This is a genomic window from Mesorhizobium sp. B2-4-14 (assembly GCF_006442155.1).
Classification (GTDB): domain Bacteria; phylum Pseudomonadota; class Alphaproteobacteria; order Rhizobiales; family Rhizobiaceae; genus Mesorhizobium.
Genome location: NZ_VFVA01000004.1, coordinates 184,092 through 199,036 on the forward strand (window position 1 = coordinate 184,092; position 14,945 = coordinate 199,036).

Sequence of the window (14,945 nt, forward strand, 5' to 3'; positions counted from 1 at the left end):
GTGATGCTCTTTCGTATGGCCGTGCTCGCGGCCCTGGTCTGTGCCACCTCGGCCGAGGCCGCCGAAATGGCCTTCTTCGTCAAGAACCTGCGCAAGCAGGCGGTCGCGGTCGAGCTGTTCAGCCGCGACCGCGAGACGGTCTGGCCGGGCAACGACCAGGTGTTCCTGATCGATCCGGGCTCCCGGAAATCGGTGCCCATCTCCTGCAATCAGGGCGAGCGCATCTGCTATGGCGCCTGGGTCGACGGCGACGACAGCATCTCCGCCGGCGTCGGGCCGGATAACGACCAGCCTTGCGATACCTGCTGTTTCATCTGCGTCGAACATTCGACCGAAACCATCGACCTGGTGCCATAGGGAGCAGGCAAGGACCCGTCGGACCCAAATTAAGTCGGGGGTCGAGGCACCAGCCCCACTTTCGCGACTCAACACAGCGTGCCATGGTCGCGTCGCGGCCGGGTGGGCCGCTTATCCAGGGGGTTACCATGTTCCACGCCTACGCGCGCCGCACCTTGGCCGCGCTTTCACTTGCCATGCTGATCGCGCCGTCGGCGCATGCCGGCGATGTCACCTTCGCCATCAAGAACAGCCATCCCAACGCCATGCGCGTCGAGCTCTACAGCCAGGACCGCGACTATGTCTGGCCGGGCAACGGCAAGGATTTCTATCTCGATGACGGCGAGACCAAGTCGCTGCCGATCTCCTGCAACGAGGGTGAATCGATCTGTTACGGCGCCTGGGTCGATGGCGACGAAGGTACCTATTGGGGCGTCGGCCCCGGCAACAAGGAGAAATGCGAGGATTGCTGCTACACCTGCAGCGGCGGCGAAACCGAGGAGATCAACCTGGTCCCCTGACCGGTTTGCCAGCTTGACGGTTTTCCCGTTCGAGCCATAGCTTGCCCAAACACCCAATGCGCGCCGCGTCTGTCGTTCGGACGCGGCGCGCTCCAGGCAAGGGAGCCCAGCGATGGCCGACATGGTCGAAAGCGACGAGATCGATGTCGGGTTTTCCGGCAAGCGCTGCATCCATTCGCGCAATTGCGTGCTCGGCGATCCGCATGTCTTCGTGCCCAATGCGCCGGGGCAATGGATCCATCCCGAGGCCGCCAGCGTCGAGAAGATCGTCGCCATCGCCGAGAGCTGCCCCTCGGGCGCCATCACTTACATCAGGAAGGATGGCGGACCGCAGGAGCAGCCGCCCGTGGTCAACACGGTGCGCGTCCGGGAAAACGGCCCGCTTGCCGTTCACGCCCAGATCGTGCTCGACGGCGAGACGTTCTTCCGCGCCACGCTCTGCCGCTGCGGCGCGTCGGAAAACAAGCCGTTCTGCGACGGCAGTCACACCAAGGCAGGGTTCACCGCCACCGGCGAACCGGCGCTGAAGGACACGCCGGCCCTCGAAGCGCGGAATGGCCCGCTCAATGTGACGCCGACGACAAACGGTCCGCTCAAGATCGCGGGCAATCTCGAAATCGTCACCGGCACCGGCCATACAATCGACCGCACCACGGTCGCGTTCCTGTGCCGCTGCGGCCATTCCGCCAACAAGCCGTTTTGCGATGGCAGCCACAAGAAGGTGGGGTTTGCGGGGTAGGTGAGTAGCCATCTCCCCCCTCGTGGGGGAGATGTCCGGCAGGACAGAGGGGGGCGCCGTCGAGCGCTAACTTCAACACCCAGCGAACAGTGACAATGCCTCATACGCCATTGCCTCCAAGACATCGCGCAAACGCCAGATCGATGCGCAAGGTCATGACATTAGCCGAGTTGAAGCTCTGGAACGAGCTTCGCGCACACCGGTTGATGGGGCTTGGCTTCCGCCGACAATTTCCAATCGCCGGTTACATTGTCGACTTCGCTTGTCCGGAGAGGAAACTTGTCATCGAAGTCGATGGCTCCCAGCATGCGGAAGCCGATGTGGTCGCCAGCGACGAAGCAAGGACGTCGCGCCTGGAGCAAGACGGCTGGACCGTCCTGCGCTTCTGGAACGAGGATATCATTCGCGACATCGACAATGTCTGCCAGCATATTGTGATTGCGGCCGGGCTTGATGGCCCGTCTTCAACAAATCGGCTGGAGGTGCTGTAGTCGCGGTGAGGCTGGCGGGACAGCGCCCCCCTCTGGCCTGCCGGCCATCTCCCCCACGAGGGGGGAGATTGGCTCTCCTGCCCTTGGCCTATCTCTCTCGTCTTTATCGTCAGGGCCGTATCGGCTAAGGGGCGTGGCAACAGAATTGCCCGGATCCAACCATGACCGCAAAATCCAAACCCAAACCTCTCTTCCTCGGGATCGACACCGGCGGCACCTATACCGATGCCGTGCTGTGGTCTGAAACCGAAGGCCCGCAACACGGACCCAACAAGGGCAAGGTGCTGGCCAAGGCCAAGGCGCTGACCACGCGGCATGATCTGGCCGTCGGTATTTCCGGCGCCGTCGACGCGGTGCTGCAGAAGGCCGGCACCGATCCGACCGCCATCAAGCTGGTCTCGATGTCGACGACGCTCGCCACCAATGCGCTGGTCGAGGGCCAGGGCGGCCGCGTCGCGCTGGTCATGATCGGCTTTTCCGAGGCCGACCTCGCCCGCGATGGGCTGAAGACGGCGCTCGGCACCGATCCGGTGGTGTTTTGTCCAGGCGGCCACGATGTGCATGGCAATGCCGCTAGGCTCGACCTGTCCGGGCTTGAGGCCGCCTTGCCGGAACTGGGCGCCTCCGTGTCCGGCTTTGCGATCTGCGCCTATTTCGCCACCCGCAATCCAGCGCACGAGGTCGCCGCCCGCGAGCTGATCCGCGAGAAGACCGGTCTGCCGGTCACATCAAGCCATGAATTGTCGGCCAAGCTCGGCGGCCCGCGCCGGGCGCTGACGACGCTGCTCAACGCCAGGCTAATCTCGATGATCGACCGGCTGGTGGCGGCGACCGAGGGCTTTCTCGATCAACGCGGCATCGCCGCCCCTTTGATGGTGGTGCGCGGCGATGGCGCGCTGGTCTCGGCGGCGTTTGCCCGCCAGCGGCCGATCGAGACCATACTCTCCGGCCCCGCGGCCAGCCTGGTCGGCGCCCGCCACATGACCGGGCTCGACAATGCCATGGTGTCCGACATTGGCGGCACCACCACCGACGTGGCGGTACTCGACGAAGGCCGGCCCAGGCTTGATCCGGAAGGCGCCACGGTTGGCGGCTTCCGCACCATGGTCGAAGCCGTCGCCATGCGCACCTTCGGGCTCGGCGGCGATTCCGAAGTGACGCTGGAGGACGGCGCGCTCAACCCGAGGGTCCTGCTCGGGCCGCGACGCCTGGTGCCGCTGGCGCTTGCCGGCATGGCGCATGGTGAAGCGGTCAAATCGGAGCTCGAACGCCAGCTGCGCGCGCCCAACACCGGTCGCATGGATGGCCGCTTCGCTGTCCGCACCGGCGTGCCGGACAGGCTTGCCGCGGGCCTGACCGCCCCGGAAGCACGGCTCTACGAGGCGATCGGCCCGACCCCGCTTGCCCTCGACCGGCTGCTGACGTCGAATGCCCAGAACGCCACCTTGAACCGGCTGGTCTCGCGCGGGCTGGTGCACATTTGCGGCTTCACCCCGTCGGACGCGGCACATGTGCTTGGCAAGCAGGCGAACTGGGATGCCGCCACCGGCCGCCTCGGCGCCGAGCTGTTCGCCCGCAGGCGCGACGGCCGTGGCCAGCCTATCGCAGCCTCGCCGGAAGCCATCTCGGAGCGGGTGCTGGTGACGCTGACGCGCTGGTCGGCCGAATACATCCTCGAAACCGCCTTTGCCGAGGACGGGCTCGACGGCGCCGCGACCGTGGCGCATGCGCTGGTCCAGCGCGCCGTCGACGCGCACCCCGGCATCGCCCGCCTCACCGTCGCGCTCGACCGCCCAGTCATCGGGCTGGGCGCTTCCGCGCCGCTGCACTATGCCGGCCTGGCGCCATTGGTCGGTAATGACTGCGTGGTGCCTGAGGACACCGATGTCGCCAACGCGCTTGGCGCCGTTGTCGGCCAGGTCAGGGTTTCGGCGGAGGCGCGGGTCAGCCAGCCCAAGGAAGGACTGTTCCGCCTTGCCTCCGGAGAAACCGTGCGCGACTTCCTCGACGAGGCGGCGGCGATCGCGGCGGCCGAAGCCGATGTGCGGGCGATAGTCGCCCAGCGGGCCCGGGATGCCGGCACCGACAGCGCCGAGATCGACGTCGCGACCGAGTTTCGTGTCTCGACCGTCGAAGCCCAGCGCCTGTTCATCGAGGCGCATGTGGTGGCGGTGGCCTCGGGCAGGCCAAGGATCGCGGTATAGTGCGACGGTCGAGAGGCTAATCTCCCCCCTTGAGGGGGAGATGGCCGCGAAGCGGCCAGAGGGGGTCGGTTCGACCGGACGCCGACGTCCTGCGGCAGATGAAGGTTGGCGCCCCAGGCGCGGCGACCCCCTGTGGCCTGCCGGCTATCTCCCCCTCAAGGGGGGAGAGACGCAGTTCCGCGGCGGCAAAATGCGGCACCTTCACCCTTAGCCGAATTGACCCTTGCGCCCTGACATGCCAAAGGCCCGCCCAAGCCTTTCGCCTGGAGAAAGCCCTGATGACTGATCGCGTCGAAATCGCCGGATTGCGGATTGCCCGCGAGCTTCACGACTTTGTCGCCAACGAAGCAGTGCCGGGAACCGGCATAGATGCGGACACATTCTGGAACGGCTTCTCGGCCATTGTCCACGATCTCGCGCCGAAGAACCGGGCGCTGCTGGCAAAACGCGACGCCATACAGGAGAAACTCGACGGCTGGTATCGCGACAATGGCGCACCCGTCGACATGGAAACCTACAAGGCCTTCCTGAAGGAGATCGGCTATCTCGTTCCCGAGGGACCGGCCTTCAGCGTGTCGACCGAGAATGTCGACCCCGAGATCGCGGTCGTCGCCGGGCCGCAGCTGGTCGTGCCGGTGATGAACGCGCGCTATGCGCTGAACGCCGCCAATGCGCGCTGGGGCTCGCTCTATGACGCGCTCTACGGCACCGACGCCATCCCCGAAACGGATGGCGCGCAGAAGGGCAAAGGCTTCAACCCGGCGCGGGGTGCCAGGGTCATCGCCTGGGCCAAGGATTTCCTCGATCAGTCCGTGCCGCTGACTTCAGGCAAATGGGCCGGCGTCAACGGATTGTCGGTGGCGAACGGCGCGCTGAAGCTCGGCGAAGGCGCCGGCTCCACCACGCTCGCCGACCCGAAACAATTCGTTGGCTATCGCGGCGACGCCGCCAATCCGCAAGCCTTGCTGCTGGTGAAAAATGGACTGCATATCGAGATCGTGATCGACCGCGACAACCAGATTGGCCGCACCGATCCGGCCGGCATCGCCGACGTCATCCTGGAATCGGCGCTGACCACCATCCAGGACTGCGAGGATTCGGTTGCGGCCGTGGATGCGCAGGACAAGGTCGTCGTCTACCGCAACTGGCTCGGTCTGATGAAGGGCGACCTGGCCGAAGAGATCACCAAGGGCGGCAAGACCTTTACCCGCAAACTCAATCCCGACCGTGCCTACACCGCGCCTGCCGGCGGCACGCTGACCGTGCCAGGCCGCTCGCTGATGCTGGTCAGGAATGTCGGCCACCTGATGACCAATCCGGCGATCCTGGACCGCGACGGCAAGGAGGTGCCGGAAGGCATCATGGACGCGGCCGTCACGGCGCTGATCGCACTGCACGATGTCGGGCCGAAGGGCCGCCGCGCCAATTCCCGCGCCGGCTCGATGTATGTGGTGAAGCCGAAGATGCACGGGCCGGAGGAAGTCGCCTTCGCCGTCGAGATTTTTGATCGGATCGAGGCCCTGCTCGGCATGGCGAAAAACACCATCAAGATGGGCATCATGGACGAGGAGCGGCGCACCACCGTCAACCTCAAGGAGGCGATCCGGGCGGCAAAAGACCGTGTCGTCTTCATCAACACCGGTTTCCTCGACCGCACCGGCGACGAGATCCACACCTCGATGGAAGCCGGCCCGATGATCCGCAAGGGCGACATGAAGCAGGCCGCCTGGATCTCCGCCTACGAAGCCTGGAATGTCGATACGGGCTTGGAATGCGGGCTCGCCGGCCACGCCCAGATCGGCAAGGGCATGTGGGCGATGCCGGATCTGATGGCGGCGATGCTGGTCGAGAAGATCGCGCATCCCAAGGCCGGCGCCAACACCGCTTGGGTGCCGTCGCCGACGGCGGCCACGCTGCATGCCACGCACTACCACAAGGTCGATGTGCACGCCGTGCAGGCGGCGCTGAAAAACCGGCCGAAGGCCAAGCTCGACGACATCCTGTCGGTGCCGGTGGCCGTGCGGCCCAACTGGACGCCCGACGAGATCCAGCGCGAGCTCGACAACAACGCGCAAGGCATTCTGGGCTATGTCGTGCGCTGGATTGACCAGGGCGTCGGCTGCTCCAAGGTGCCCGACATCAACGATGTCGGCCTGATGGAGGACCGTGCCACGCTGCGCATCTCTTCGCAGCACATCGCCAACTGGCTGCGCCACAAAGTGTGCTCGCAAATCCAGGTGATGGATTCCCTGCAGCGCATGGCGGCCATCGTCGACCGCCAGAATGTCGGCGATCCATTCTACCAGCCGATGGCGCCGGATTTCGACAATTCCATCGCCTTCCAGGCAGCCTGTGATCTCGTGTTCAAGGGCACCAGCCAGCCCAACGGCTACACCGAACCGGTTCTGCACGCGCGCCGGCTGGAACTGAAGGCGAAAGAGCGGGCCTGAAAGGATCGGGCGGTCGGGAGCTCCGGCGCCCCTTAAGGGGAGGCCCGGGGTCAGGCGTGAAGTGCGCCGACTCCCATTCCAACCACGCGCCCTGGAAAGCGACGCAGGATCAGGTGTTTTTGCGCCTCGGATTTGCCCTCGGGCCCGGTTTGCCGGCCACGCGCTCGGCGCCGAGAAGGGCGCACTCGCCGATCGCATGGACTTCACCGTCAGTCGTGAAGTTGACGGGCCGTTGCGCCTGTCACAGCACATTCATTGTATCGGCGTAACCTAATGGAACGTCGGGTTTCGACCGCTATGCAGGAAGCGCCATGCCTGTTTCCCCCGAATATGATGCCGGTTGCTCCAAAACCTCCGTGGAACTGTCGGAGGGCTTTGAGGGCTGGTTTGCCCGCGTATGCGAGGGCGGCCAGGAAACGTTCCATGAATTCAGGCGCGAGCGCGATGCAATTGCCTTCGCACACACCCAACGCATGCGCCTCGGGCTGCCCTGTCCGCCATTGGAGCGCACGGCATACGGCTCCGGTAAGGCGATCAGCAAGATCAACCAGATAGCAGATGTGCTGAGAACCAGGAGGCTCGGTCGGTTCCTCCAGTTGTCGGCGCTAGCGCTAAGTGAGCCGATTCGGTCGCAAAGGCTCCGGCATCGCGTCGCGAGCGATGCAAGGCAGGCATTGTCCAAGCTCAAGGCGGCAACGCGAAGTCGCGGATTGTTTATCGATTGCGGATCTAACATCGGCCAGGGGTATAGGTTCTTTTCCCGGTACTACACGCCCGACCACTTTGATTACGTTCTTGTCGAGCCAAACAAGAATTGCCTGGAGTATCTTCAGGGTTTGCGCTCGGAAAACGGAGCCATGGAGATCGTGGCCAAGGCTGCGAGCGTGAAAGATGGCTATGCCGAACTGCTCGGTCCCCCGCCAGAGCACTCGGACCCTACCTACGAAGGCTGCTCTATAATTCCCGGCCACAACGGAGGCTTGTACCAGTCGCAGCGATTTGCGCCGGAGCTCGTCGAAACGTTTTCGCTGTCACGGATGATCCAAGCCAAGCGCAGCCTTTACGAAGTGATCGTTCTCAAACTCGATGTCGAAGGGGCGGAGTATAAGATTCTGGACGACATGATCCGTTCGGGGCTGCATCGTGATCTCCATGCCGCTTATGTCGAGTTCCATTCCACCTACATGAGGAACTCGGAAGGACGAAGGACTGCTGCCATGGAACGCGAAATTGTCCGTGAGTTCCTGGAGGTGGGCACGCGTATAAGCAGATGGATATAAGCGTCCGCTATCGGAATGGACTTGTTCCGCGGATCCGCCCCGGCCTCAACATGAGGATCAATTCCAGTCCGGAGTTACTCGACGCCCGCTCGCCTGACGCGGAACAGGGTTCAGTGGTTGACCTGGAATGACCACCCGACTGGATTCGAGCCCGCAACTTCTGCCTTGCGAGGTGGGCGACGACTGTCATCTTTGCGTCACTGCGCCACCGCTATATTAGATATTAGCAATGTCTTGATGAGCCCATCATCTTGATGGTGCGTCGGAGTGGTCGAGCATGTGTGAGCATTCCAAGCTACACCCTCCCAATTGCCATTGAGCCTCCGAGGAAAGCGAAGCCCGGCGAAAAGGTGGCGATAACGGGGTACGTGACGCGCGTTGATGATGAGGCAGGTAAGGTGACAGTCAAGATTACCGCTCGGGTCATCGTTGAGATCGACACCGCCACGGCCCAAAGGAAATCGTACCCATCCGAGCGACAGAAACCGTTTCGCGACGGATGGGAGTGAACAGGGGTCCGAGACCGCACAGACACTTTGGCGCGGGGGACCACACAACAGGCTGCCAATGCCAGGGAAGCGTTGTTTTCCGACACGCGCGCGTGGGTGGAGATGGGTTCCAAACGGAATATATCGAATCATTTTTCCGACGATCCTATAATCGCCGACGATATCGCGTATAGGGTCTCAAAGGCGCTCGAGAGCGGCACAATTCAACGGCTTCATAGGGTGGGCAGATCGCCACGAATTGCAGAAACAAGATGCAGAATCGGGACGGTTGCTGGCTCAACCTGTCAAGATCGTGGCCGACCTCGCCGCCGACCTCCTTCCCGCCCCTCTGCTTCTTGGATTTTGTTCGTAACGTTGAGCCGGCCTTCTATTCGGACTCTGGCAGGATACTCCATCCTCACGGCGCTGGTGGGGGCCGCTATATGGGCTGGCGTTCGCAACTACCCCAGGTATCTTCTGAGACGGCTTCTCCCACGCCGCCAGCGGGACTTCTCGACGGTTGAAGCCCGGAAGGCAAATCCGCCCTTCAATTCCTTCAATGTGGACGGATCTGTGTTGCAACGGCTGCTTGCTACGCCGCCTGCGCCATCCGCTCCGAACTCATGCGATAGGAAATCGCCTCGGCCAGATGGATGCGGCCGACGGTTTCGCTGGCGTCGAGATCGGCCAATGTCCGCGCCACTTTCAGCACGCGGTGATAGGCCCGCGCGGAAAAGGCGAGTTTTTCGCTGGCATCCTTGAGCAGCGACAAGGCCGCGGCATCCGGCATGGCGATCTCCTCGATCATCGCCGGCGCGCAATGCGCGTTGGTGGTGGCGCGGGTGGCGCCGAGCCGCTCGAAGCGTTCGCGCTGCAGTGTGCGGGCACGCGCCACGCGCAGCGCCACATCGGCACTCTTCTCAGCGCGGTCCGGCCGGATCAGGTCGCTGGCCGAAACGGCCGGCACTTCGATCCTGAGATCGATGCGGTCGAGCAGCGGACCGGAAATGCGCGCCTGGTAGTCGGTGCGGCAGCGTTCGCCGCGCAGGCAGCGATAGCCGGGTTCGCCGGCCATGCCGCAGCGGCACGGGTTCATCGCCGCCACCAGCTGGATGCGCGCCGGATAGGTGACGCGATGGTTGGCGCGCGCGATCATGCAGTCGCCGGTCTCCAGCGGCTGGCGCAGCGCGTCGAGCGTCTGCGGCGTGAATTCGGGAAATTCGTCGAGGAACAGCACGCCGTGATGCGCGAGCGACACTTCGCCGGGCCGCGCCCGCAACCCGCCGCCGACCATCGCCGCCATCGAGGCTGAATGATGCGGGGCGCGGAACGGCCGCCGGTCGGTCAGCTTGCCTTCGCCGAGTTCGCCCGCCACCGAGGCGATCATCGAGACTTCCAAAAGTTCCTTCGGCGCCAGCGGCGGCAGAATCGACGGCAGCCGCTGCGCCAGCATCGATTTGCCCGAGCCCGGCGGGCCGACCATCAAGAGATTGTGGCCGCCGGCCGCCGCCACTTCGAGCGCGCGCTTGGCCGTCTCCTGGCCCTTGATGTCGGCGAGGTCGGGCAGGTCGCGCGCCGAGGCGTGGATGCCGGCTTCGGGCCGCGACAGCACCTGCGTGCCGCGGAAATGGTTGGCGATCGCGATCAGGCTGCGCGGCGCCAATATGTCGAAATCGCTGCCGGCCCAGGCGGCTTCCGGTCCACAGGCGAACGGGCAGATCAGGCCCTTGCCTTCGGCATTGGCGCCGATCGCCGCCGGCAAGGCGCCGGCAACGGCGGCAATCGTGCCGTCGAGCGACAATTCGCCGAGAACGACGTAGCCGGCCAGCATGTCGCCCGGAATGGCGCCGAGAGCAGCCATCAGGCCAAGCGCGATCGGCAGGTCGTAGTGGCTGCCCTCCTTCGGCAGGTCGGCGGGCGCGAGATTGACCGTCACCTTCTTCGACGGCATCGACAGGCCCGACGCATGAAGTGCCGCCTGCACCCGCTCGCGGCTTTCGGCTACCGCCTTGTCGGGCAAGCCGACGATCTGCATGCCGACCTTGCCCGGCGCGACCATCACCTGCACGTCGACCGGCACAGCCTCGATGCCCTGGAAAGCGACCGTGCGAACCCGCGCCACCATCGTGTTGCCCCCGGATACGGGCTGGCCTCAGCCCGTGCGATCAGGCCCGAAATGGCCTCTTCGGCAGACAATCACAATTTCTTGATCAAATCAAGAACATTACAGGAACAAGCCGCCGTGGAAGTTGCAACGGACTTGTAGCCGATTGGCTAGATGCTAGACGGCCAGTCCATCGTTGCGGCATGCTCCCCTGCGTAGCGCAACCTCATGCGCGAGGCATATTTCATCACATCGGCCATCCCTTGGTCACACCTTCAGCCTGTATTTCGAGCAGCTGCTGCTCACTGATTCCTTGCTTGGCAACTAGATCGGCTTTGAACTTCTCGGCCAGATCCACTTCGAGCTTGGTCTGCGCCATCGGTTCGGTGTTCGGGACGCGCTCCATGGCTTCACGAGTCGCCCTGGCTTCCGCCTCGCCGCTTTCCTTAAAGATCGCTCTCCGCATTTCCTCGGAAAAGCCAAAGCGGTCCTCCGGAGCAGCGGAGAGCGCGGCGAGACGGCCTTCCTCGATGACTACCTTCGGATCTCCTGTGTCGCCATAGTTTTTCGCGAGCATCGCAATCCACAAACCCTGCCCGGCGCGGGCCTGTTCCTCGCTTCCATACACATAGAGGTAAATGTTGTTGGGGAGCTGTGATACCGGAAAGCTGTGCGTTGTTCGGCGGCCCGATACCGCTTCAAAATTTCCGCTTCCAATTCTTCCTTTGTGGGAACACCCGAGGCAACGATGTTCTGTGAAATCTGGGTCTTGATAGGCGCGTCGTAAATTTCCTCATCGATGAGCGAGAACTTTTCACTTTTGGCTGCATCGTCAGGCCCACATTCGGTCAGGAATGCAAGGACGGCCAAGTCGAGGGAAGGGCGGCGGCACCATTTGCTGATATTCCAGTCACGCATGGTTCCCAGAGCTCCCCCGTCGGCACTTGGGCGGGGGAGGTATCGTCCCGAGGCTCGTCAATGCCCGCAGATCACCGATCAGGCGATGATGGTCAGTTTGTGATCACAGCTGCCTTGACTGCAGCATAACCGTCCTTGCCGTCGAACGTCTTCACACCATCCAACCATGCGGTCAGCTTGTCGGGGTACTGCTTTATCAATTTGCGCGCTGCGTCTACCGGCTCGACGCTGTTGGTCATGATTTCGTTCATGCCATTGTTCTCATAGTCGATGTCGAAGTGCAGGTTTTCCAGGAACTTGGTCACGTTCGGGCATTCCTGGCGGTAGCCCTTGCGCGTCAGCGTCCGAACCGTCGCCCCACCAAAGTTGGGACCGTATTCCTTGTCGCCGCCACTCAGGTAAGTCAGATCGAACTTGAGGTTCATGGGATGTGGCGCCCAAGCCAGGAAAACGATCCATTCCTTTCCCTTGGTCATCTTGTCGACCTGGGTCAACATAGCCGCCTCGCTGGACTCGACGACATTCCAGTCCTTGAGACCGTGCCTTCCGGCGGAAATCATATCGAGCAGCGGCTGGTTTGAGCCCGCTTCGATGCCGTAGATCGTTGAGTTGAATTTGTCAGAGAATTTCGAAAGATCATCGTACGAGGTCACCCCCGCCTTCGCGACATAGGTCGGCACGGCCAGCGTGAACTTGGCGCCCGTCAGGTTGGTGGTGAGGACATCGACATCGCCGTTGTCGATGTATGATTTGAATTCCTGTTCCTGGACGGGAAGCCAATTTCCCAGGAAAACGTCGATATCCTTGTTTTTCAAGCTTTCGAAGGTCACCGGCAGACCCAGAATGGTCTGTTCCGGTTCATAGCCCAAGGAAGTCAGTATGACGGACGCCGTCGCATTCGTCAGCGAAAGGTCCGTCCAGCTGAGGTCGGAGAATTTCACCTTCCGGCAGCTCTCGGGATCGGCGTGCGCAGGTGCGGCGGCCATGAAGATGGTCAGCGCGGCGCTTGCATAAAGGGCAAAGGCTTTCATCGGAGTTCCCCTGTTTTTGTTGAACGCTCCAACAATCATATCTTTTTTGTTGGCGTGTACAATAAAAAAATGCAAGATGGCGCTAACAGGAGGGAACCGATGCCAAAAGTGGGAATGCAACCTATTCGGCAGAAGCAGATCATTGAGGCTGCCATTGACACCATTCACGAGCTTGGCATCGAGCAGAGTTCGATCCGCCAGATCGGTATGAAGGCGGGAATCTCGCCTAGTCTTATCACCCACTATTTCGGCAGCCGGGACGAGCTCTACACGCTTGTCCTGCGTCACCTGAACCGTGAGTTGTCACGCGTCACGATCGCCAGGCTGCGGACGGCTTCGACGCCGATGGAGCGCCTTCTGGCCATCGCCTCAGCGCAATTCGATGCCGAGCAGTTTCAGCCGGCGGTGGCAACGGCGTGGTTCGCACTTTGGGCCGCTCTGCGCGGCAATCACGAAATGATGCGCTATCAGGCAATTTACGAAAAGCGTCTGGCGAGCAATATCGCCTACTGCCTTCGCTCGCTCATTCCAGAAGGGCAGGTGGACTTTGCGGTCAACTGTCTCCTGGCAATGATCGACGGGCTCTGGGTCAAAGCGGCTCAACCAACCAGCCGAGTGACCACTGAGAATGCCCTGGCCATTTTCCAGAACTACGTCGTCCAGCTGGTCAGTCAGTTGGCGCGTGGGGGTGCCGAATGAATGTGTCGGACTATGTCGCTCAAGACGGCGTTGGTTTGGCGTGTCTGATCGAACGAAAAGAGGTTTCTCGGCGCGAAGTGATCGAGGCTGCGATCAGCGTCATTGAAAGCAGGGATGCCGCTCTCAATGCAGTGATCATGCGTAATTTCGACCCGAGCTGTTCGAGGTCCGATACCGGTGCTGCCAGTGCATTGCGCGGTGTGCCCCTCCTTCTGAAGGACGTGAACCTCTATTCGTCAGACATGCCGACGACCTTCGGTTCGGCGTTCTTCAAGGGTGCGCCAGCAAAGCCTGACAGCATCATGGTCGATCGGTGGCGCCGTGCTGGCCTCGCTATCTTGGGCAAGACAAACACGCCGGAATTTGCTGCCGAGTTCGTCACGGAGCCTCGGGCGTATGGCACAACGCGCAACCCACGGGACCTCAATCTGACGGTGGGCGGAAGCAGCGGGGGGGCGGCCGCTGCGGTTGCTGCGGGAATGGTGCCGATTGCCCACGCAACGGACCTAGGTGGCTCGATCAGAATACCGGCTGCGTGCTGCGGCGTGTTCGGGTTCAAGCCGACCGGGGGTTTCAATCCCACAGGGCCGTACTTTGATGAGATTGCAGGTGGGCTGAACTCCGATCACGTTATCACGCGCACCGTGCGCGACAGCGCGGCATCGCTCGACATCACCGCCGATTTCTCTCCACAGCGCCATTCCTATCTCGAAGGCCTCGATAGACCTGTACGGCAGATAACAGTCGGGGTCTGCTGCACTGACCCGGCAGGCAGACCTTGTGGTCCGGACCAGCAGGAGGCAGTGAACCGGGCGGCTCAGGTTCTGGAATCATTCGGGCACCGCATTGTTGAATATCGCTATCCAGAGGGTCTCGACGCGTCCAATTGGTTCGATCACCTGTGGATTTTCGACCTCGTGCGCCTAGTCGAGGAACGCTCACGCGAACTCGGCAGAGCCCCGGCAGCCGAGGAGCTTGAGCCGTTGACGTGGCATCTTCTGGAAAAGGCCAAGGCGGGGGGAAATGGCGAACATGAGCGGGCACGCTCCGCCCGCGAGATCTATACCTCACGCTACCTGGGTTCGATGGAATCGATCCATGTCTGTTTGACGCCGACGCTGGCGACCGACCCTCCGAATGTCGGATCCTTGAGCTTCAGGGCATTTGGAGATGTCGAGGCCTGGAACGCGGCGGGTTACAGGTTCGCTCCCTACTCCATCCCATCGAACATCTCAGGACAGCCGTCCGCGTCGTGTCCGTATTTCAAAAATAGTTCAGGGCTCTCGGTCGGTGTGCAAATCAGCGGCAAGCCGGGCGATGATCTCCTCGTCTTGCAACTATGTGCCCAGCTGGAGCTATGTCACGCGGCATGAAGGTTTCCGCCAGGCCGCACTTGGATTGCCGCTTCGAGCGTAAATTGCCATGGCAGGTCGAATGTCCGCAAGGATCGTTCCCTGCCAGATGCTCGCCCATTCAACAGGCGATCAAACACGCCGCCATTGCTCGCTAATTAATGTAGCACAATGTCAACCCAAAGGACCCGCCAGACATTAGAGAATATTGATGGCGGCAATGGGCGCAGCCGATTTCAGTCTGAGCCCGAATGTCAGCTGTCGAGAGCTGGCGGTTTCTCCTGTTCGGTCAAGGAGACGAGACGCTTCGAAGCTGTGCGGACGGCATCAGT

General features: G+C 62.3%; 12 protein-coding genes. 9 read left to right on the forward strand and 3 right to left on the reverse strand.

What is annotated here, in order from left to right:
* Positions 1-3: 3 nt before the first annotated feature.
* The 7 genes from FJ938_RS05685 to FJ938_RS05720 all read left to right on the forward strand — a co-directional run bounded on the left by FJ938_RS05685 (position 4) and on the right by FJ938_RS05720 (position 8,021).
* Positions 4-357 (forward strand): hypothetical protein, encoded by a 354-nt coding sequence (locus tag FJ938_RS05685; RefSeq protein WP_246673194.1) that lies wholly within the window; start codon positions 4-6, stop codon positions 355-357.
* A 128-nt stretch (positions 358-485) separates the two neighbouring features.
* On the forward strand, positions 486-857 hold the full coding sequence (locus FJ938_RS05690) for a hypothetical protein (protein WP_140691930.1): 372 nt from the start codon (positions 486-488) through the stop codon (positions 855-857).
* 112 nt (positions 858-969) lie between these two features.
* Positions 970-1,596, forward strand: coding sequence for a CDGSH iron-sulfur domain-containing protein (locus FJ938_RS05695; protein ID WP_140691933.1), 627 nt, complete (start codon positions 970-972; stop codon positions 1,594-1,596).
* A 95-nt stretch (positions 1,597-1,691) separates the two neighbouring features.
* On the forward strand, positions 1,692-2,087 hold the full coding sequence (locus FJ938_RS05700; protein ID WP_140691935.1) for an endonuclease domain-containing protein: 396 nt from the start codon (positions 1,692-1,694) through the stop codon (positions 2,085-2,087).
* A 161-nt stretch (positions 2,088-2,248) separates the two neighbouring features.
* On the forward strand, positions 2,249-4,291 hold the full coding sequence (locus FJ938_RS05710) for a hydantoinase/oxoprolinase family protein (protein WP_140691940.1): 2,043 nt from the start codon (positions 2,249-2,251) through the stop codon (positions 4,289-4,291).
* Positions 4,292-4,569: 278 nt separating this feature from the next.
* Positions 4,570-6,741, forward strand: coding sequence for a malate synthase G (locus tag FJ938_RS05715; RefSeq protein ID WP_140691943.1), 2,172 nt, complete (start codon positions 4,570-4,572; stop codon positions 6,739-6,741).
* Between the two features lie 311 nt (positions 6,742-7,052).
* Positions 7,053-8,021: an FkbM family methyltransferase gene (locus tag FJ938_RS05720; protein ID WP_246673196.1), complete on the forward strand. Its 969-nt coding sequence runs from the start codon at positions 7,053-7,055 to the stop codon at positions 8,019-8,021.
* A gap of 1,080 nt (positions 8,022-9,101) precedes the next feature.
* On the opposite strand, the gene FJ938_RS05725 is transcribed toward FJ938_RS05720, so the two are convergent.
* The 3 genes from FJ938_RS05725 to choX all read right to left on the reverse strand — a co-directional run bounded on the left by FJ938_RS05725 (position 9,102) and on the right by choX (position 12,562).
* Positions 9,102-10,634, reverse strand: coding sequence for a YifB family Mg chelatase-like AAA ATPase (locus tag FJ938_RS05725; RefSeq protein WP_140691946.1), 1,533 nt, complete (start codon positions 10,632-10,634; stop codon positions 9,102-9,104).
* 226 nt (positions 10,635-10,860) lie between these two features.
* Positions 10,861-11,190 carry a hypothetical protein gene (locus FJ938_RS05730; protein WP_140691949.1) on the reverse strand — a complete coding sequence of 110 codons (330 nt, stop codon included), beginning with the start codon at positions 11,188-11,190 and terminating at the stop codon, positions 10,861-10,863.
* A gap of 433 nt (positions 11,191-11,623) precedes the next feature.
* Complete coding sequence (choX, locus tag FJ938_RS05740) at positions 11,624-12,562, reverse strand: choline ABC transporter substrate-binding protein (RefSeq protein WP_140613573.1); 939 nt, start codon at positions 12,560-12,562, stop codon at positions 11,624-11,626.
* A 99-nt stretch (positions 12,563-12,661) separates the two neighbouring features.
* Between choX and betI the strand changes: the two genes are divergently transcribed.
* Together betI and FJ938_RS05750 are read left to right on the forward strand one after the other, a co-directional pair.
* On the forward strand, positions 12,662-13,261 hold the full coding sequence (betI, locus tag FJ938_RS05745; protein ID WP_140613574.1) for a transcriptional regulator BetI: 600 nt from the start codon (positions 12,662-12,664) through the stop codon (positions 13,259-13,261).
* Positions 13,258-14,634 carry an amidase gene (locus FJ938_RS05750; RefSeq protein WP_140691957.1) on the forward strand — a complete coding sequence of 459 codons (1,377 nt, stop codon included), beginning with the start codon at positions 13,258-13,260 and terminating at the stop codon, positions 14,632-14,634. The genes betI and FJ938_RS05750 overlap by 4 nt, the downstream gene beginning before the upstream one ends.
* Positions 14,635-14,945 lie beyond the last annotated feature (311 nt).

Excerpts from the sequence above, each read along its gene's own strand:
- FJ938_RS05685 (WP_246673194.1), top strand. The coding sequence starts at position 4 with ATGCTCTTTCGTATGGCCGTGCTCGCGGCCCTGGTCTGTGCCACCTCG.
- FJ938_RS05690 (WP_140691930.1), top strand. The coding sequence starts at position 486 with ATGTTCCACGCCTACGCGCGCCGCACCTTGGCCGCGCTTTCACTTGCC.
- FJ938_RS05695 (WP_140691933.1), top strand. The coding sequence starts at position 970 with ATGGCCGACATGGTCGAAAGCGACGAGATCGATGTCGGGTTTTCCGGC.
- FJ938_RS05700 (WP_140691935.1), top strand. The coding sequence starts at position 1,692 with ATGCCTCATACGCCATTGCCTCCAAGACATCGCGCAAACGCCAGATCG.
- FJ938_RS05710 (WP_140691940.1), top strand. The coding sequence starts at position 2,249 with ATGACCGCAAAATCCAAACCCAAACCTCTCTTCCTCGGGATCGACACC.
- FJ938_RS05715 (WP_140691943.1), top strand. The coding sequence starts at position 4,570 with ATGACTGATCGCGTCGAAATCGCCGGATTGCGGATTGCCCGCGAGCTT.
- FJ938_RS05720 (WP_246673196.1), top strand. The coding sequence starts at position 7,053 with ATGCCTGTTTCCCCCGAATATGATGCCGGTTGCTCCAAAACCTCCGTG.
- FJ938_RS05725 (WP_140691946.1), bottom strand. The coding sequence starts at position 10,634 with ATGGTGGCGCGGGTTCGCACGGTCGCTTTCCAGGGCATCGAGGCTGTG.
- FJ938_RS05730 (WP_140691949.1), bottom strand. The coding sequence starts at position 11,190 with ATGCTCGCGAAAAACTATGGCGACACAGGAGATCCGAAGGTAGTCATC.
- choX (WP_140613573.1), bottom strand. The coding sequence starts at position 12,562 with ATGAAAGCCTTTGCCCTTTATGCAAGCGCCGCGCTGACCATCTTCATG.
- betI (WP_140613574.1), top strand. The coding sequence starts at position 12,662 with ATGCCAAAAGTGGGAATGCAACCTATTCGGCAGAAGCAGATCATTGAG.
- FJ938_RS05750 (WP_140691957.1), top strand. The coding sequence starts at position 13,258 with ATGAATGTGTCGGACTATGTCGCTCAAGACGGCGTTGGTTTGGCGTGT.